Below are 19,252 nucleotides of genomic sequence, written 5' to 3'. Positions count from 1 at the left end.
AAAACGGGTGCAATATACAGTAAAAACAAGCCGGATGAATGGTTTTTCGGTTAAAAAAGTGAGGATTGTTAATGTTTTTTAATAGGCTAAAACTTGGCTTTATTTTATGTAGTGGGTTGGTACTAAGTGCTTGTAGCTCTGACGCACGTTATTATGAAATTCAATCTGATCGCTTAGGTGAATGTAATAATATGGCAGATAAAGAATACCATGAGTGTATAAAGCGCCAAGAAGGCAGTTATGATGAGTTTAAAAAGCAACAAACGGAGCAGCAGGTCAGTAAAAATGACTAAAACGGAAAAAAACCTAGATAAAGCTATTCGCCGTGTATTAACTCTTGCCTGTGAAAAAACGAAAGATGACGTGCCGGGTTTTGTTTGGCTAACTCATCATGTTGATTTACAAAAACCTAATAAGACGCTTAAGGTTAGCTGCTATTTTGCTAATGAGTCAACGCTCAATGATGCTAAGCAAAATAATCAACTAATAAATATTGAGCAAATCATTAATACAGAGTTAGGGTCAATCAACTTGTCCTTTCAAGCTATTGCATTTTTAGTCGAGTAATTTTTTAATAATTACATCATCTATAAATAATAACCTCAACAATCTGCTTTAGGTTGGTATAACTGATACATACGGCTATAATCGAAAAAAATAGTAAAAGAGATACATTATGGCTGTTCCTACTCGTTCACAAATTTCCTCCGGTACAGAAGTAAACATCGTTTTAAAACAAGACCAACGCAGCGGCACATTAACAAATGGTATTGTTGAACGACTTTTAACAAAATCACCTAACCACCCACATGGTATAAAAGTGCGCTTAGAAGACGGCCAAGTAGGGCGTGTAAAAGAGATCTTGTCGTGAGTGTACTAACAGCAAATGATTTTTGGCAACTAGTTACGGTTGATGATAAAACTGCTGAGCCAGAGTCAGTTAGCACACGTTTAAAAAATTTATTAAAAGAGCTAAGTGATGACGAACTAATTGAGTTTGATAAACAGTTTAGTATCTGTATGCGCCAAAGCTACACGTGGGATTTATTTGGTGCGGCATTTGTTATGGCTGGCTGTAACGACGACTATGGTTTCTCTGAGTTTCGCTGCTGGTTAATTTCGCGCGGCGAAGCCGCTTTTACAGCCGCGCTTGAAAATCCTGATTCATTAGCTAATTGTATACCTGTTTATCATTTAAACGAACAACCTTACCCATACTTAGACGAGTACGATTTAATTGCTGGTTTGCTGTATGAAGAACGTAATGAAGATGAACTTCCGTTTGTACCCTCAGGCCTTGAAGAACCCAAAGGTAAACGTTTTAAAGATAAACCTAAGTTCTTGAAGCAAAGCTACCCGAACCTTTTTGCCAAGTATTGGCAGTAAAAAGGGCTTATAGCCATCAACGGTACTGGTTATGCTATGCTGGTATCATAATTAAATAAAAGTTAGGTATTTAATGCGTTATTTGTCTATGTTACTGGTAACTTTGCTATTTACGAGTACTTTTGTTGCAGCAAAATCGCCCTTGCCCAGTAATAAAAGTCAGTTTATTCCACTGCTAAGTAGTAAAGTAGGTAGTTATGGGCTGCAATCAGGTAATAGTGACACCTGCGCTTCTGGGCAGCTTACTTGGCTTGATAAAAGCAACCCTAATCTTGGCTTTAAGCTTGGTGATGAAATCGTGTTCAGTGGCTTACATAATGGTACGCAAACTAACAAAGTAAGTAATTTTTGTTTAGTAACTACTAAGTTTAAGTTCACTACTGAGAGTATAACTATGTCGCTACGTCAAACTCGCTGTGATAACCAAAGCGATAATCTAGACACTAGTAAAACCCTACGCTTTTTATCAGCAAGCACTCTAGAATATAGCGTCGAAAACACTAATATTCACTGCGAGTTTAGCCTTGAGTAATAGGCTTGTTACCCCTGATTTTGTGTATTGCTACCATTAGGGGTAAACAGATAAAACCTGATGACAAATATTCATAATCAGGGCCTAAAAGTGTTACGTACAGAGTGACTATTTGCCAATAGATGATTTAATCGTTCAACACGATTAATGGTTATTTGCAAAAGTTAGTACAAAGTACAAATTTCCATGCCTAAATTCGGATAATAAGTGCAATTTCTCAGATTAGATGGCCAGCTGTTATAATTCGGCCATTTTCTCGCCAAAGGAAATTGCTTTAATGAAATATAAACAGCTGACACAAGAAGAAAGATACCAGATTTACGCGTTAATAAAAGCAGGAAATAACCAAAAGCAGATAGCTGAAGAACTAACTCGTTCACCGTCATCTATTTCTAGAGAGCTAAAACGCAATAAAGGACTTAAAGGCTATCGGCCTAACCAAGCCAATAACTTTGCTGAACAAAGACGTAAGTCATCTTTCAAAGCAAGTAAGTTAACAGAGGACGTCACTCACTGGATTAATAAATTGTTGCATGACGGACTTTCCCCTGAGCAAGTGGCAGGCCGCTTAGCTTTAGAGAAACAGGTCGTTTTACATCATGAAACAATTTATCAATATATTTACAGAGACAAGGCTCGTGGTGGCAAGCTACATAAGACACTCACTCGTGCATGTAAAAAGTATAAAAAACGCTATGGAAGCTATGATAAACGTGGACAGATAGTTAATCGAGTCAGCATTGATGAACGCCCAAGTATTGTGGATTCAAAGTCTAGGATTGGTGATTGGGAGGGCGATACAGTGATAGGTAAAGGGCGTAAAAATGCGCTTGTCACAATGGTTGAACGTAAAACGTTATATACAGTCGTTCACAGAATTGAAAGCAAGCATGCGAAAATAACAGCCGATGCGCTGATCACGTGTATGACACCATATAAAGGTAAGGTTATTACCGTGACGTTAGATAATGGAAAAGAGTTTGCTCACCATGAGCATGTTGCACAAAAATTAGAAGCTGATGTGTATTTTGCTCATCCCTATTCATCATGGGAGCGGGGCATAAATGAGAATACCAACGGCTTACTTAGACGCTTCTTCCCCAAGGGAACTGACTTTATGGCGCTAAGTGAAGCAGAGATACAGGCGGCAGTTGATAAGCTCAACCATCGGCCAAGAAAAACAAGAGGGTATAAAACCCCTCATGAATTATTTACGGGGCAATCAGAAGTTCTGGTGGCTGCATAATGATTGCACTTAATACTTGAATTCAAGATGTAATTATTAATGTACCTGATCAGTTATTGTTTGTTCAGCATATTACAAGCGCGATATTAATTCTTTGATGTACTCAATGTGGAAAAACAACAAAGTACATAATTTGCATTTGAAAAATAGAGTTTTGCGCCCACTATATAGTTTTGGGAAATAAGGTGGTTAGCATGGGATCATTAAATAATGTACCTTTTTCATTACTAGAACTCACTCCAATGAAAGAGCATCAAAGCGTTTCATATACCTTAGAAAACAGTGTCGCTTATGCACAAAAGGCTGACGAACTAGGTTTTAATCGTTTTTGGATGGCTGAGCATCATAATATGCCAGGTATTGTATGTGCTGCAACATCAGTATTAATAGGACATATTGCAGAACAAACGCAAAAAATACGTGTTGGTGCGGGTGGTGTAATGTTGCCTAACCACACACCGCTTATTGTTGCTGAACAATTTGGTACACTTGAAAGCTTATATCCAGGACGAATAGATTTAGGCTTAGGTCGTGCGCCCGGCAGTGACCATATTACTAGTCGCGCGCTAAGGCGCGATGAACGCCGAGCAGAAAACTTCGCTGAAGAAGTCACTGAATTACAAAATTTACTAGGGCCTTATGATGGTAGCTACTCTGTGCGCGCGATTCCAGGTGAGAACACTAATGTCCCCATTTGGTTATTAGGCTCAAGCTTATATAGTGCGCAACTGGCTGCTAAAAAAGGCCTGCCTTATGCGTTTGCAGGGCACTTTGCTCCGCGTTTTGTATACGATGCAATTGCGTTATATCGCCGGGAATTTAAACCATCAGCAGTATTAGAAAAACCATACGTAATGCTAGGTTTACCGGTTGTAGCTGCTGACACTGATGAGCATGCTCAGTATTTATCGACGACCTCTAAACAACGTATCCTTGCGTTACTCCGTGGCAGCGCTTTGTGGTTAAAGTCCCCGGTTAAAACTATGGATGGCTTGTGGACTGAACAAGAAAAAGCCCAGGTCGAAAATTTTCTAGGGTTATCCGTAGTTGGAGGCCCAGCAACTATTAAACATAAACTTGCAATGATAGTGAAAGAATTGGGTGTTGATGAGTTTATTTTTACCAACGATCTTTATAAAAATGAGGATCGCCTCCGTGCTTTAGAAATTTTAACAGCGTTAAAAAGTTAACACTTACGATTAAGCCTTTGTACACACATCGCTTGTTATTATGTACAACATAATAAAAAGTGATGTTTATTGATTTTGAATTTCAAGTTCACTAACGTTCATTTTTTTGAATCGAACTAACTTAATTAATCAATTTTAAAACGTTAATTTTCTTTTTTATACTATGGTCATTAACTTAAGTAGTATTAAACAAGAGGTAGGTACACTGTGGGATCGCTAAACATTTCAACAGCAAGTATAGATAATCAAACTGCACCGTCAAAGGTTGCACTGGTTGCTGAAGGTGGTGGGCAGCGAGGTATATTTACAGCCGGCGTACTAGATGCATGGTTGGATCAAGAGTATGATCCGTTTGATTTATTCATTGGTACATCTGCAGGCTCTCAAAATTTAACAAGTTATTTAGCAAGACAGAAAGGTTATGCAAAGCGTTTGATTAGAGGCTTGTCTCGTAATAAGCGTTTTTTTCAGTTAGGCCGTGGTTTAGTCGGTAAACACATAGTTGACTTAGACTGGTACTTTGACAAAACAACAGAAGTAAAACGCGCTTTAGATTTTAAAACAGCAAAAAGCAGTTTAGGAAATCGAGAGCTATTAATTACTGCCACCAACTCAAGAGACAGACAACCTTATTTTTTAACCCCCACAGGTGAAAGGCAGCAATGGCTTGAGCTATTAAAGGCATCAAGTGCATTACCATTTTTGTATAAACAAGGCGTAAAGTTAACGCCTTTATTGAATGAAGGTACCACAAATGAAGTGCAGCCCGTCACAGTACCAAAAAATAAAACAGAAGAAGACTTTTATGTAGATGGAGGGCTGGCAGCGCCTTTGCCTATACGCGAAGCTTATAATAGAGGCGCGCGTAAAATTGTGGTTATTAGAACGGTTGATGCTGATTATCAAGCGCAATCAGTATGGGGACAGAAGCTAAGATCTTTCGCCTGTGCATCCGGTTATTGTCCGAAAACACTTGATTACTTATTACAGCATGAGCAAGCTTATTTAGAAGAGCTTGAGTTTATTGCAAACCCGCCTGAAAATGTGGAAATAAAGCAAATATTTGCAAGCGAAAAGCTACACAGTAAGTTGCTTGGTAGCTCAAATAATGACTTACGGTTTGATCACAAGTTAGGCTTACAAGCAGGGCGTTCTTATTTATCATCCTAAAGTTTAGATGGGTAACTTCAATACAGTAACGTAAAAGCACTTGGTATCAATTGCATACTATTATTTATAAAACGAAAATAAATATGTAATTTAAACAATCAAAACCGATTAAGTATTTTAATGATTGAAATATATGCAGGTAAAACTGCAGCAAAAAGAATAAACGAACATGGCTTAAAGCCTGAGTTATTTACTTCCTTTTTAGGAGCTTCAGGGGGGCCTAAGTGGTTTACTTTATTTGGTTTAGACAAATATATATTTGGTGAATTCTTTAAAAATAGAGCTGCGCAATTAAACTTAATTGGTTCAAGTGCGGGAGCATTTCGAGCGGCCTGCTTTTCACAAAATGATCCTGTTGCAGCCATAGAGCGTTTAGCAAAATCATACAGTGAAACCCAATATTCAAGTAATAAGCCAACCCCAGAAGAAATCACTCTAAAAGCGCGCATCTTACTTGAAGATGTTTTTGGTAATAATGGCGTTTATGAAATTATTAATAATCCGGTGTTTAAATCTCATTTTATTGTAGCTAAATCAAATGGTTTGGTTGCAAGTGAACGTAAAGCGTTACAGTTATTAGGCTTAACAAAAAGCTATTTAGGTAACCGAATAAACCGCCGTTTTTTAACTAAGCAATATGAGCGCTTTATATATCAAGCACCCAATAGCAATTTTAAACTTGAAGATAGTTACAAATTTAAAACTACACAGCTTGATTTAACAACTGGTAACTTGAAAGATGCATTATTAGCATCGGGTTCAATACCACTTGTCATGCAAGGTATAAAAAACATAATCGGATCACCACGAGGAATGTACCGCGATGGGGGGATTGTTGATTACCACTTTGATTTTAAAATTAAGAACCCAGGCCTTATTTTATATCCGCATTTTAATAGTGAACCTAAGGCAGGGTGGTTTGATAAAAATCTTAAACGAAAAGTTGCACCACATAATTACGATAATGTGGTTATGATCACCCCATCAAAACAGTTTATAGCTGGGTTACCTTATGGAAAAATCCCAGATAGAACCGACTTTACAGACCTTGATGTCGACACTCGCATTAAGTACTGGCGCAAAGTATTTAACGAAACCGAAAAATTAGCTGATGTCTTTGACCATAGAATAAGACATGATATAAATTTAATTGTACTTTAGGGTCTCAGTAGTAGAACCTTCAGATATAATTGATTATTTTTCTGTATCCACTAAGATAGAAATCATTAATTATAAATAAAGATAAAGCAGCGTTATGGCTTTTAGTACCTTAGATCCTCTTGATAATAAAAAGCAAAATATATCTTATGAAAAACGAACACGATATGTAGAAATCTTAGCTAAGGCGCTGGCACTGGGTTGTATTTTATTATCTTTGTTATCTATTTCGGGATATGTATTTTCAGCACCTCAACTGTATCGCCCAATAGCTGGCGGCTCTGCAACACACCCGTTAACTGGACTAATAATTATATTTATTGGTTTTAGTGTATTTTTAGAGCATAAAAAAACTTCACAATATTAAATCCTATATTAGCTATAACCGCCTTATTGACTTCGCTCATTGTGCTGAGTGATATCACGTTAAATAGTAATCTTGCGATATATATAACACCTTTTGCTGAAACAATAAATTCAGAACTTGAAGCGGGTATGTCAAACTCAATGGGGGAAAATACAGCGGTTATGATGATATGTTTATCGTCTGCTTTATTGTTCGGTAACTTAAATAAAGTAATGATAGCTCAATTTTTTGCATTTATAGGACTTGCAGTACCTATGCTTTCTATTATTGGCTATGCCTATGGAATTGATAAGTTTTTTGGACAAATGTCCATTTTGACAACCACATATGGAATATTTTTAGGTATTAGCGTGTTATTCATTCATGCAAAATACGGTGCTGTTCATGCTTTGCTTTAACCTTATATTGGCGGTAGAATAGCACGTTTTCAAGTAGTAATCGGTTATTTTGTGCCAATTACTATCGGCTATTTATTCGTTCAATCACTGGTTTCAGTAAAGTTAGAAGACTTATTTGGATTGTATGTCGTTTTTATATCGTGGTTTATAATTATTTTGATCATATCAAGTGTAATTATCCAAGAAAAAATTGACGAAAAACGAAGAACGGCTGAGTTAGCCTTATTCAAGGCAGCTACGCACGATAGCTTAACAGGTTTAATAAATCGGCGTCACTTTATCGACCTAGCACAAAGCGAGCTTGCGCGAAGTGACAGAAAAAATACGGAAACTTACTTACTAATGCTTGATATTGATCATTTTAAATCGGTTAATGATCAAGCGGGTCATAGTATTGGTGATAAAGTATTAATAGCCATAGCGACAACATTAAAAGTTAATGTTAGAAAAACGGATTCAGTTTGTAGATTAGGTGGTGAAGAGTTTTCTGCAATATTACCTAATACAGGTCAACAAGGTGCACAGTTAGTAGCTGAAAAGATCAGAGCTGCTGTTGAGCTCACCAAAACTCCTGGGTACACAGACATTTACGGTCAAGTAACTACATCAATTGGTTTTGCTAAAGTTCAACCGGGTGAAAGCATCGATGCGGTTCTTTCTCATGCTGATAAAGGGTTATATTTAGCTAAAGAATCAGGCCGAAACAAAGTAGTTCAATATACAGTAGAAAAGTAACTTAAGTTATAAGACATCATAATTTCCGTATAGTGAGTTTAGCTAAATGGATTTATGTTAAAGTTACTACAGTTACAATAACCCATAAATTACGTTATGTTAAATTGGGCAAGTTAATTAAAAGTGGGCGTAATTACGTTAACTACAGCCCACTGTTAAAAGTTTTTTTAACGATTTAGCTCAGAATCTATCCAAAATTTCGTGCCTTTTAATACTGCTTGCAGAGCAAGGCCATTTTCGGTTAAGGAATAAACAGTAACTTGATCGGCAATTGCTTCGGCCACCAGTGCACCACCGGTATCTTCATACTTAGCTGCGGCATCGGCGTTTGCACCAAATGCCCAGCCATGTTCAACAAAGCGGTTAAGTGCGGATTGATTATGAAAGACCATAACGACGTTAAAGTCTTTTACACCTAAACCTACGCCTAAACCGGCTTCGCCCATATTCATATAGGTTGATTTACCAGTAAGGTTGTTTTTAACTACTCCGTAACCTCCACCAAAACTGGCTAAAACAACATTTACATTAGCATTATCAAATACTGCATAACCTGCGGAACTGGCAATTTGTTGTTTAACATCAGGTTTTTGCTGATACAATTGAGTTAATGTATTAGCACGCATACTTTGTACTAAATTACGTTTTTCATTAGGCGGAGCGCTTCCAGTTGTGGCGCAGCCTGATAAAATAAACGTAAGAGTAACTAAACTTAAAACTAAAAATTTCTTCATGTTGCTTTCCTTAGAACGACAGTAAAGTAGTAAGCTAACTGGAGATTACTTAAATAAACCACTTTAAGTCCAATACTAGACAGTATCGGACTTTAAAGGTAGGCTGTAACTATCTTATTTTAGTAGACTTTAAATAGTATGCTTATTGCTCTAGTCGATACAATCAAACAATTGCGGTATCAAATTGCTCATCTAGAAGATGATACTTTACAATCAGAGTACCCTGAACTTGCGACCTTTATACAGCAAGTTGGCTTGACTGTGGCTGAATCAAAGACCGAATTGGCTTTTTTATATCGTTTTTTATATGTTTATGGCAGAAAATCTGAAGCTACATTTAATCGCTTTCGTAATGAATTAGAACGCTTTTATTTATGGTCATGGCTTATTGCTGGAAAATCAGTGCTTAGTTTAAAACGTGAAGACATTGAAGCTTATATTGATTTTATGGTCGAACCGGATAAAAATTGGGCATCGACTTCAGTGCAATGGCGGTATAAAGATGAACAAGGGATACGTCGGCTTAATAAAAACTGGCGGCCTTTTATGCTGAAAGAGTCAATTGCTAGTCAACAAACATTATCTGCTATGTTTACTGCACTGAATGTATTTTATAAATTCGCGATATTAGAAGAAAAAACCTTTGCTAACTTTGTGCCTGTCGTGAAAAAAAATAGTCCATATTTAGTCGTACAATCTCAAATAAAAATACCAGATACACTAAGTGATATTCAATGGGAATATGTATTTGGTGTAACACGAGATAAATGTGAACAACAGCCTGATTTAGAGCGAAACTTATTTACCCTCGCCTGTCTTAAAGGGCTGTATCTGAGAATATCTGAATTATCAGAACGTACTCAATGGTCTCCGGTTATGTCGCATTTTTGGCAAGATAATGATGGCTTTTGGTTTTTACGTATTATGGGAAAAGGTAATAAATTACGAGATGTCACCTTAAGTGAAGATTTTTTAACTTATTTAAAACGTTATAGATTGTATCGTGGTTTACCAGCCCTGCCCCGTGTTGATGAACCGCATCCCTTAGTACATAAAGTTCGTGGACAAGGGGGTATGACCGTCAGACAAATTCGTCGACTTGTGAAACAAAGCTTTGATTTAGCAAAAAAGTCTTTATTAGACGATGGTTTTAGCGATGATGCTGAGCAGTTAGAAGCTGCAACTGCACATTGGCTTCGCCATACTGGTGCAACTCATGATGCACAAAGTCGCCCACTAAAACATTTATCGGAAGATCTGGGCCATGCAAAAATTGCCACCACCGATCAAATTTATATTCAAACAAATATTAAAGAGCGGGCGAAGTCAGGTATAAAAAGGAAATTATAAATGGACTATTTCATTCTTATTATAGTCGGGAGTGCTTTTTTAATTTACTCATTATCGATTCGTCAGCTTGAGCGAGTTGAAGTAACAGGGCCAATGTTCTTTGTAACTGCTGGCATTGCAGTATCTTATTTTTTACCCAGTGAAATAAAACCAATTAATAAAAGTATGGGTCATATCTTACCTTTGATAGAGTTAACACTGAGTATATTTTTATTTACTGATGCAGCAAAATCAAAGTTAAGTGTTTTAAAGCATAGTTTTCAATATCCAAGCTTATTATTATTTGTTGCCCTCCCCTTAACGTTGTTATGTGGTTTTTTTAGTGCACTTTTTTTCTTCTCAAGTCTTAGCTTATTTCAGGCTGCACTATTGGCTATTATATTAACGCCGACAGATGCTGCGTTAAGTAAAGGTTTACTTGAGAGCAGCTCCGTGCCTGAAAAAATTCGTGAAGGAATTAATACCGAAAGTGGTTTGAACGATGGTTTATGTGTGCCTATATTTTTAGTATTTTTATTACTGGCAAATAATCCAAAAAGTTCGATAACGACTCTTAGTACTTTGAGTGTATTTTTACGTGAGTTAGGCGTTGCGAGTTTTGTTGCTGTACTCTCTATTGCGGTTTTTATTCCACTTTTAAAAGTTGCGTTGGCACGACATTATTTCGCAAGAAATAGTAGTCCATTTTTATTAGTAGGTTTAATAATGGTAATATTTTCTGTAACACAATTCTTTCATGGTAGTGGATTTATTGCAGTATTTGTTGGTGGACTACTTTTTGATTATTATGCACCAAAAAAAATCCGCCATAGTTTAATTGAAGATTCAGAACACATAGCTGAATTTGTAGCATTACTAATTTGGTGTTTATTCGGTTTTGTATGTGGCTACTTAGTTTTAGATAACATGGATATTAGTGTTGCTGTTTATGCCTTACTAAGCGTTACTTTATTCAGAATTATTCCAGTGATGCTTTCGCTGCAATTTACAGCGCTCGATTTAAAATCGCGTTTTACTTTTGCTTGGTTTGGCCCGCGAGGGCTTGCATCAATTGTATTTACATTAATGGTTATCGATTCTAATATTGAAAATAAATATCAAATAGCTACCATTGCGATGACTACTATTTTATTTAGTGTTTTTATTCATGGAATAAGTACTAAACCAATAGCAGACAGCTATATAAAAAGTAAAAATTAATTTTAATTTATTGAGTCGTAAAAAATGGCGTAGAAACTTTGGTTAGTTAATGCGCCATTTTAATATAAATTAATTCCCGCTAGTATTACAGTTTTTCCGCAAGTAACTCAATAGGATGTTTAGGCTTAAACTTTTCATAGCGTTTAACTTGGCTTCGACATGAAAATCCCGTAGCTAAAAGTTGTTCAGGCTTATTTTGATTAACGACACCTTGCCAACTCATTTCATAAAGTGCACGAGAGTTTTTCTGGTTTTGAGCTTCATGACCATAAGTGCCTGCCATTCCACAACATCCTGTTGAAGTAATATTAAGTGTTAATCCTACATCAGTAAAAATAGTTTTCCATACATTTGCAGCATTTGGTAATGCAGTAGTTTCTGTGCAGTGGCTTAGCAATGTATAGTTCTCTTCACTTTGACATGTTAGTTGTTCAAATGATTGAGTTTGTAACCATTCATGTGCAAGTTGCACATTAAAATCACCACGGGCTTCACCTAATATAGAGTTGTATTCATCTCGATAACACATGACTAGCGATGCATCTAACCCAACTAATGGTGAGTTAATTTCACTGAGTGAATTTAAAAAATCCGCGGCATTTTTTGCTGTGCTTTTAAATTCATTTAGAAATCCTTTTACATGCTGGGGCTTACCATTTGGCTTAAAAGGTAACAACATTGGTTTTTTACCAAGTGCAGTAATGAGTTTTATAAAACTAACAACCAATTCGGCTTCATAAAAACTAGTAAAAGGGTCTTGTACTATCAGTACATAATCATTTTGTTCTTCTTCTGAAAGTGAAGTTAGCAAATTAAAATCAAATCGTTGGGTTTTGTTTATCTGCTTAGTGAGCGATGGCGAACTTAAAATAGGTGTATCTACATAGCCAACTGTTTTTTCTATTAGCTTACTAACCACTTTCGTTTTAACGATAGGGTTAATAACCGCAGAAAACTTTGCCATTATTGGGGCACTTGCCTCAAGATTGCCGACTAAGTAATCTTTGAGTGGTCGTGCGTAGTAACTATGGTAATAATTTAAAAACCGTGAACGAAAAGTTGGAACATCTACCTTAATTGGGCATGCGGTAGTGCATGCCTTGCAGGCCAAACATTCATCCATCGACTCTTTAACTTCGTGTGAAAAATCGTAAATCCCGTCTTTTTTATCACGACTATGCTGATACCGTTCCCACCAAGTAATTACTTCACCATTATTTAATTCTTTTTCAACCTCGAGTAGATTAACATCTTTTGATTCTTGTAGACGTAACCACTCACGCATAAGAGTTGCGCGGCCTTTTGGGGAGTAACGACGATCGCCGGTGACTTTATAGGATGGGCACATCGGTGCGTTTTCATCGTAATTGAAGCAGATTCCATTTCCGTTACAGGTCATTGCGTTGTTAAAACTTGTTTTAACATCAATAGAAATTTGTTTATCAAACCACGAACGTTTTTGATCATCAACGCTAACTAGTGAGTCATCACTTTCAATTGGAGTGCATATTTTACCGGGGTTAACTCGGTTATTTGGGTCAAAGGTGGCTTTTATACGGCGCAGCTGATTAAATAAATATTCGCCAAAAAACTCAGGACCATATTCGCTTCGGTAACCTTTACCATGTTCGCCCCACATCAGGCCGCCATATTTAGCTGTGAGTTTTACAACTTGATCCGAAATTACGCGTAACAGCTTTTCTTGTTCTGGATCACACATATCAAGAGCTGGGCGAACATGTAAAACTCCAGCATCAACATGACCAAACATACCATATTGTAATTTATAGCTATCCAATAATGCTCTGAACTCGACAATGTAATCAGCAAGATTTTCAGGTGGTACCGCTGTGTCTTCGGCAAAGGCTAGCGGTTTTTGTAAACCTTTAATATTACCCAGTAAACCAACAGACTTTTTACGCATACCGTAAATTTTTAATATGTCCGCTTTATCACTGGTAAGTTGGTAACCTATTACACCATTTTTTTGATTTTTAACGCAGTCATCAAGTGAATCACAAAGCGCACTTACTTTGTCTTTTATATCATTAGCTGATACGGCATTGAACTCAACCATATTGAGCCCTTGCATATCTTTATTTTCAACATCAGTTATTAAGTCCGATACTGAATGCCAAACTATATCTTGGCGTGCAAGATTTAATACTTTACTGTCAACGGTTTCAACTGATGTTGCACGGGCTGCGACTAAAAATGGTGAATGACGTAAAGCCGAATCAAAGCTATCGTACTTAATATTAATTAACGTTTTAAACTCAGCAATGGGGGTAATGTTAAGCTTTGCCTCAGTAACGATACCTAATGAACCTTCAGAACCTGTTATCAGACGGCTCATATCAAAAGTTTGTAAGTCATCACTTAGCACATGCTCTAGATCATAGCCGGTTAAAAAGCGGTTTAAGCGTGGAAACTTAGCTAATATTTTATCGCGATCATTGAGCGCTATATCAAGTACAGTGTTATAAAGTTGACCGATTTTGGTGTCTTGCTCGGCTATTAATTTTGCTTTTTCAATCGCGATTGCACTGGTCGACATTTGCGTGCCATCAACCAGATAAGTGGTTAAGCCTAGAACGTGATCGCTGGTTTTACCATAAACTAAAGAGCCTTGTCCTGATGCATCAGTATTTACCATCCCGCCAATAGTAGCACGATTACTAGTTGATAAGTCAGGTGAAAAGAAGTAGCCAAAAGGTTTTAAAAAATCATTTAATTGATCTTTAATTACTCCTGCCTGTACACGTACCCAACCTTCAGCTTCATTAATTTCAAGAATTTCACGCATATATCGTGATAAATCAACAACAATTCCTGGAGTTAATGATTGCCCATTAGTGCCAGTACCTCCACCACGAGGACCAAATGTAAGTGATAAAAAAGGGTCTTGACCTGCAGTTTCAAGCGCTATTTGAATATCTTTTTCAGAGCGCGGGAAAATAACACCTTGTGGCATTTGCTGATAAATACTGTTATCGGTAGAGACCGTTAAGCGGGTTGCGTAACTTGCATCTGTATCGCCTGTAAACCCTTGATTTTTTATAGTTTTAAGGTACTGTGCGACAAGCTGTGTTGCAGCATCTTGTTGACTTATAGTTGCTATCATGACGGTGATAAATTAAGACATTTGGTAGATTATATCATGCAACAGGGTAATATAAATTGAAGATTTTATAGTTTGTAACACTCTTTTGATTGAAACTAAGTGCTAAAGCATCCCTCTCTGTCAGACTAGTTGTCGCGCTTAATATTCAACCATTAAACAGAGGGCGTGGAGTAACAATGAAACATTATTCAGCGCAAAGCAAAGAGTCGGCTCTTCAGAAGATGATGCCTCCAAATAATATAGCAATAGCCCAATTATCAATCGAGATGGGGATTGGTGAATCCCTCTCTGTCAGACTAGTTGTCGCGCTTAATATTCAACCATTAAACAGAGGGCGTGGAGTAACAATGAAACATTATTCAGCGCAAAGCAAAGAGTCGGCTCTTCAGAAGATGATGCCTCCAAATAATATAGCAATAGCCCAATTATCAATCGAGATGGGGATTGGTGAATCAACCTTGTATAATTGGCGAAAACAAGCAATTGATAAGGGGCATTTAGTGCCAGGTGATGGAAAGAATGCTGAGCAGTGGTCATCAGCAAATAAATTCTCAGTCGTGTTGGAAACAGCCTCTTTAAATCAAGCTGAGTTAGCGGAATATTGCCGAGGCAAAGGTCTTTATGTGGAACAAGTATCGGCTTGGCGAAATGCGTGTATAGATGCAAACGCTAACGTTAAAGAGCAAGAAAAAGCCTTCTCCACCGAAACAAAGAAAGATAAAAAACAGATCAATCAATTAGAAAAGGAGCTACGTCGAAAAGATAAGGCACTCGCTGAAACCGCAGCACTATTGGTGTTAAGAAAAAAAGCAAATGCGATCTGGGGGGAAGCCGAGGACGAATGATCCTCGACTCAGCTCGCATTCAAGCAGTTAAACTAGTTAATGAAGCTGTGAGTTCTGGTGCGCCAAAGTTTAAAGCTTGCCGTGAACTTGGGATCAGTGTCCGGACGTATCAACGTTGGACTGTTGACGGGAACATAAAAACAGATGGTAGACCAATATCTCAGCGCCCTGAGCCAAAAAATAAGCTATCAAAAGCAGAGAGAGATAACATATTAGCCATCGTTAATAGCGATGATTTTAAGAGCTTACCACCAAGCCAAATCGTCCCTACATTAGCAGATGAGGGTATTTATCTTGCTTCTGAATCAACATATTATCGTGTTCTTCATGAAGAAAAACAGCAAAACGCTCGCGGACGTAGTCAGATAAAAGAGAGAAAAGTACCGACGACACACTGTGCTACAGGGCCAAACCAAGTGTGGTGTTGGGATATTACTTGGTTACCAGGCCCCGCTAAAGGGCTGCATTTTTATTTATATTTGATACTCGATATATTTAGTCGAAAGATTGTTGGATGGGAAATTCATGATGACGAATCAGCAGAAAATGCATCAATATTAATTAAGAAAGCTCATTTAAAAGAAGGAGTTAAAGATAATCCTCTGGTACTGCATTCGGATAATGGAAGCCCAATGAAAGGCTCATCAATGCTTGAAACACTTTATAGTTTAGGTGTCGTGTCGTCTTTTAATCGTCCTAGGGTGAGCAATGATAATGCTTATGCTGAGTCGATATTTAAAACGTGTAAATATCGCCCTGACTATCCGTATAAAGGGTTTTCAACAATTGATGAGGCGCGTAGTTGGGTGTTGAAATTTAGCCACTGGTATAATTTTAACCACAAACATAGTGGCATCAAATACGTCAGCCCACATCAAAGGCATTCAGGATTAGCGGGTGACATATTGGCTAATAGAAAAGAAGTTTATCAAGGTGCTAAAGATGCTCACCCTGAGCGCTGGAGCGGTAATATCCGTAATTGGGATTTACCAAAAGAAGTGTACTTAAACCCTGAACAAAATAGTGTCAAGGCTGAGAGTGCATAACGTAGTGATCGCGACAACTAGTTTGACAAACACCGGCATAATTAATATTGATGTTTTAAAAGTAGAAATAAATAATGTTGAGTGTTCACTAATTCTACTAGGTATGTATCAGTAGGTTGACTATTTTTATTATGTCTTATTTTATTCTCCTAAAGCTAGATTTACGTGATAAATTAATTTATTTTAGATATAAAAATGCCAACAAAAAGCTGGCATTTTAAATAGGATGTTGTGAGTACTTTAACTACTTCTCTAATTTCTTAGCAAGGTATAGCCAAGTTTCAAGCACAGTATCTGGATTTAGTGAGACAGAATCAATACCCTGCTCTACTAGCCATGCGGCAAAATCTTCATGATCAGAAGGACCTTGACCACAAATACCAACATACTTACCTTTTGTTTTAGCTGTTTGGATTGCCATAGACAATAGTTTTTTGATCGCTGGATTACGCTCATCAAATAAATGTGCGATTAGGCCAGAGTCACGATCTAGACCCAGTGTTAATTGAGTTAAATCGTTTGAGCCTATAGAAAACCCGTCAAAATGTTCTAAAAACTCTTCAGCAAGTAATGCGTTTGAAGGCAGTTCACACATCATGATTACTTTTAAGCCATTTTCGCCACGTTTAAGACCATGCTCTTCAAGTAATTCAATTACACGTTTTCCTTCTTCGAGGGTACGAACGAATGGGATCATGATCTCAATGTTAGCCATTCCCATTTCATCACGAACACGCTTTATTGCTTCACACTCAAGGGCAAAACAGTCGCGGAAAGATTCTGAAATGTATCGTGCAGCACCACGAAAACCAATCATTGGGTTTTCTTCATCCGGTTCGTATTGTTGCCCGCCAACAAGGTTAGCATACTCGTTTGATTTAAAATCAGACATACGAACAATTACGCGTTCAGGTGCAAATGCGCAACCTAATGTTGAAATGCCTTCAACGAGCTTAGTAATGTAAAACTCAACAGGAGATTCATAGCCGGCAATCATATCGGTAATTTCAGCTTTCAAATCTTCACTTTGAGCATCAAAATTAATAAGTGCTTTAGGGTGAACACCAATCATACGGTTGATGATAAACTCTAAACGGGCAAGCCCAACACCTGAGTGTGGCAAGCGAGCAAAGTCGAATGCACGATCGGGGTTACCCACGTTCATCATAACTTTCATCGGTAGTTCAGGCATTTCGTCAACACGCGAGGTGATGATTTCAAAATCTAATAGCCCTTCATATATATAGCCCGTGTCGCCTTCAGCACACGATACGGTAACTTCTTGACCTGCTTTAATTAAATCAGTTGCATTGCTACAGCCCACTACAGCAGGAATACCTAGTTCACGGGCGATAATTGCCGCATGACAAGTACGTCCACCGCGGTTTGTGACAATTGCCGCTGCACGTTTCATGATTGGTTCCCAATCAGGGTCTGTCATGTCGGTGACTAAAATATCACCTTGTTGTACCTGGTCCATTTCAGCGATTGAATCAAGAACACGCACAACTCCTGAGCCTATCTTATGGCCGATAGCACGCCCTTCAATAATAATATTGCTTGAACCATTTAGCTGAAAACGCTCCATAACGTTTGTATCTTCGTTAGATCGTACAGTTTCTGGTCGAGCTTGAACAATGTAAAGCTTGCCATCGTTGCCGTCTTTTGCCCACTCGATATCCATCGCGCGACCATAGTGCTTTTCGATAATAACAGCTTGTTTTGCCAGTTCTTCTACTTCAGCATCGGTAATAGAAAACTTATTTGATAGTGCGCTGTCTACGTCAACAATTTCAACTTGCTTACCGTGCTCTTGATCAGCAGAGTAAATCATTTGAATAGCTTTTGAGCCGATGTTACGACGAACGACTGAGGGCTTTGCTTTTGCTAATGTTGGTTTATGAACATAAAATTCATCAGGATTTACAGCACCTTGTACCACCATTTCACCCAAACCATAACTTGATGTAATAAATACTACATCTTCAAAGCCTGATTCAGTATCAATGCTGAACATAACACCAGAAGCTGATTTGTCAGAACGTACCATGCGTTGAATACCTGCCGATAAGGCAACGCCACGATGGTCATAGCCTTGATGAACACGGTACGAAATTGCACGGTCATTAAACAAAGAAGCAAATACATGCTTAATAGCGATCATTACTGAATCGATGCCGCGTACATTCAAAAAGGTTTCTTGTTGACCTGCAAAAGAAGCGTCTGGCATATCTTCTGCTGTTGCAGATGAGCGAACTGCAAATGAAACATCGGCTGCCGCATCACCATGTAATTGGGTATATGCTTCGCGAATGGCTTTATCTAGGTTAGGTTGAAATGGGGTGTCGATAATCCACTGACGAATCTCAGCGCCGACTTTGGCAAGTGTATTCACATCATCGACATCGAGCGTGTCTAATATATCGTGAATTTTTGCATTGAGACCTGATTGGTCTAGAAATTCATTAAATGCCTCAGCGGTTGTTGCAAAACCACCAGGCACTTGAACACCTGCGTTAGCTAAGTTTGAAATCATTTCTCCGAGTGAGGCATTTTTACCACCAACACGAGGAACATCTTGCATACCAAGCTCTTGATACCAGAGAACGTATTCTTGCACGGATCTTTCTCCATAAACAAATTGTAGTAATAACTGTGAGAGTTAGGAAAGAAAACCTTCTAAAAAGGCCATCTTCATTCTACACTGGCAATACTGTTCACGTAAACCGTGAAGCCCCCTATTTTATAGATAAAAGTAATAAAAAGGTTAA

At 37.8% G+C, this 19,252-nt stretch carries 18 protein-coding genes; 15 read left to right on the top strand and 3 right to left on the bottom strand.

Translation table 11 applies throughout. The annotated features are described in order from the left end of the window. Nucleotides 1-71: 71 nt before the first annotated feature. The 12 genes from ACT3S9_RS17335 to ACT3S9_RS17280 all read left to right on the top strand — a co-directional run bounded on the left by ACT3S9_RS17335 (nt 72) and on the right by ACT3S9_RS17280 (nt 8,182). On the top strand, nt 72-293 hold the full coding sequence (locus ACT3S9_RS17335) for a hypothetical protein (protein ID WP_441836087.1): 222 nt from the start codon (nt 72-74) through the stop codon (nt 291-293). Then, nucleotides 286-567 (top strand): hypothetical protein, encoded by a 282-nt coding sequence (locus ACT3S9_RS17330; RefSeq protein WP_441836088.1) that lies wholly within the window; start codon nt 286-288, stop codon nt 565-567. Before ACT3S9_RS17335 ends, ACT3S9_RS17330 begins: the two co-directional genes overlap by 8 nt. A 109-nt stretch (nt 568-676) precedes the next feature. Next, a complete protein-coding gene (locus ACT3S9_RS17325) occupies nt 677-871 on the top strand; it encodes a YwbE family protein (RefSeq protein ID WP_441836089.1) in 195 nt (64 codons plus the stop codon). Continuing rightward, nucleotides 868-1,386 carry a DUF4240 domain-containing protein gene (locus tag ACT3S9_RS17320; RefSeq protein WP_441836090.1) on the top strand — a complete coding sequence of 173 codons (519 nt, stop codon included), beginning with the start codon at nt 868-870 and terminating at the stop codon, nt 1,384-1,386. The genes ACT3S9_RS17325 and ACT3S9_RS17320 overlap by 4 nt, the downstream gene beginning before the upstream one ends. Before the next feature lie 73 nt (nt 1,387-1,459). After that, on the top strand, nt 1,460-1,918 hold the full coding sequence (locus tag ACT3S9_RS17315) for a hypothetical protein (protein WP_441836091.1): 459 nt from the start codon (nt 1,460-1,462) through the stop codon (nt 1,916-1,918). Nucleotides 1,919-2,195: 277 nt separating this feature from the next. Further along, nucleotides 2,196-3,164: an IS30 family transposase gene (locus ACT3S9_RS17310; protein ID WP_086959932.1), complete on the top strand. Its 969-nt coding sequence runs from the start codon at nt 2,196-2,198 to the stop codon at nt 3,162-3,164. A 194-nt stretch (nt 3,165-3,358) separates the two neighbouring features. After that, entirely contained in the window at nt 3,359-4,354 is a 996-nt protein-coding gene (locus tag ACT3S9_RS17305) for an LLM class flavin-dependent oxidoreductase (RefSeq protein ID WP_441836397.1), read from the top strand. Between the two features lie 207 nt (nt 4,355-4,561). Beyond that, the gene (locus tag ACT3S9_RS17300; protein ID WP_441836396.1) at nt 4,562-5,524 is read left to right on the top strand and encodes a patatin-like phospholipase family protein; all 963 of its coding nucleotides are present in this window, start codon (nt 4,562-4,564) and stop codon (nt 5,522-5,524) included. 120 nt (nt 5,525-5,644) lie between these two features. Then, the gene (locus tag ACT3S9_RS17295) at nt 5,645-6,685 is read left to right on the top strand and encodes a patatin-like phospholipase family protein (RefSeq protein ID WP_441836395.1); all 1,041 of its coding nucleotides are present in this window, start codon (nt 5,645-5,647) and stop codon (nt 6,683-6,685) included. Nucleotides 6,686-6,779: 94 nt separating this feature from the next. Continuing rightward, nucleotides 6,780-7,049 carry a hypothetical protein gene (locus ACT3S9_RS17290; RefSeq protein ID WP_441836394.1) on the top strand — a complete coding sequence of 90 codons (270 nt, stop codon included), beginning with the start codon at nt 6,780-6,782 and terminating at the stop codon, nt 7,047-7,049. A gap of 26 nt (nt 7,050-7,075) precedes the next feature. Further along, nucleotides 7,076-7,447 (top strand): hypothetical protein, encoded by a 372-nt coding sequence (locus ACT3S9_RS17285; protein WP_441836393.1) that lies wholly within the window; start codon nt 7,076-7,078, stop codon nt 7,445-7,447. A 51-nt stretch (nt 7,448-7,498) separates the two neighbouring features. Next, on the top strand, nt 7,499-8,182 hold the full coding sequence (locus tag ACT3S9_RS17280; RefSeq protein ID WP_441836392.1) for a GGDEF domain-containing protein: 684 nt from the start codon (nt 7,499-7,501) through the stop codon (nt 8,180-8,182). Nucleotides 8,183-8,349: 167 nt separating this feature from the next. Here ACT3S9_RS17280 and ACT3S9_RS17275 read toward each other — a convergent pair whose 3' ends face one another. After that, nucleotides 8,350-8,916, bottom strand: a complete 567-nt coding sequence (locus tag ACT3S9_RS17275) for a YSC84-related protein (RefSeq protein WP_441993263.1) — start codon at nt 8,914-8,916, stop codon at nt 8,350-8,352. Nucleotides 8,917-9,054: 138 nt separating this feature from the next. On the opposite strand from ACT3S9_RS17275, the gene ACT3S9_RS17270 reads away from it, so the two are divergent. Both ACT3S9_RS17270 and ACT3S9_RS17265 read left to right on the top strand, forming a co-directional pair. Then, nucleotides 9,055-10,266, top strand: a complete 1,212-nt coding sequence (locus ACT3S9_RS17270) for a tyrosine-type recombinase/integrase (protein ID WP_441993262.1) — start codon at nt 9,055-9,057, stop codon at nt 10,264-10,266. Then, nucleotides 10,267-11,466, top strand: coding sequence for a cation:proton antiporter (locus ACT3S9_RS17265; protein WP_441836601.1), 1,200 nt, complete (start codon nt 10,267-10,269; stop codon nt 11,464-11,466). It abuts the gene before it with no gap. An 85-nt stretch (nt 11,467-11,551) separates the two neighbouring features. Here ACT3S9_RS17265 and ydiJ read toward each other — a convergent pair whose 3' ends face one another. Next, entirely contained in the window at nt 11,552-14,590 is a 3,039-nt protein-coding gene (ydiJ, locus tag ACT3S9_RS17260) for a D-2-hydroxyglutarate dehydrogenase YdiJ (protein WP_441993261.1), read from the bottom strand. A 347-nt stretch (nt 14,591-14,937) separates the two neighbouring features. On the opposite strand from ydiJ, the gene ACT3S9_RS17255 reads away from it, so the two are divergent. Then, nucleotides 14,938-16,481 (top strand): IS3 family transposase gene (locus tag ACT3S9_RS17255; RefSeq protein ID WP_110957763.1). Its coding sequence is split into 2 segments (ribosomal slippage): nt 14,938-15,403 and nt 15,403-16,481, totalling 1,545 coding nucleotides; the frame shifts between segments, so codons are not numbered across the junction. Between the two features lie 244 nt (nt 16,482-16,725). Here ACT3S9_RS17255 and ppsA read toward each other — a convergent pair. Continuing rightward, complete coding sequence (gene ppsA / locus ACT3S9_RS17250) at nt 16,726-19,101, bottom strand: phosphoenolpyruvate synthase (RefSeq protein WP_441993019.1); 2,376 nt, start codon at nt 19,099-19,101, stop codon at nt 16,726-16,728. Between the last annotated feature and the right edge of the window lie 151 nt (nt 19,102-19,252).

It is taken from the genome of Pseudoalteromonas sp. AOP31-A2-14 (assembly GCF_052378035.1).
Classification (GTDB): domain Bacteria; phylum Pseudomonadota; class Gammaproteobacteria; order Enterobacterales; family Alteromonadaceae; genus Pseudoalteromonas.
Note: the sequence above shows the minus strand (reverse complement) of the source record. Positions and strands in the feature narration are given on the sequence as shown.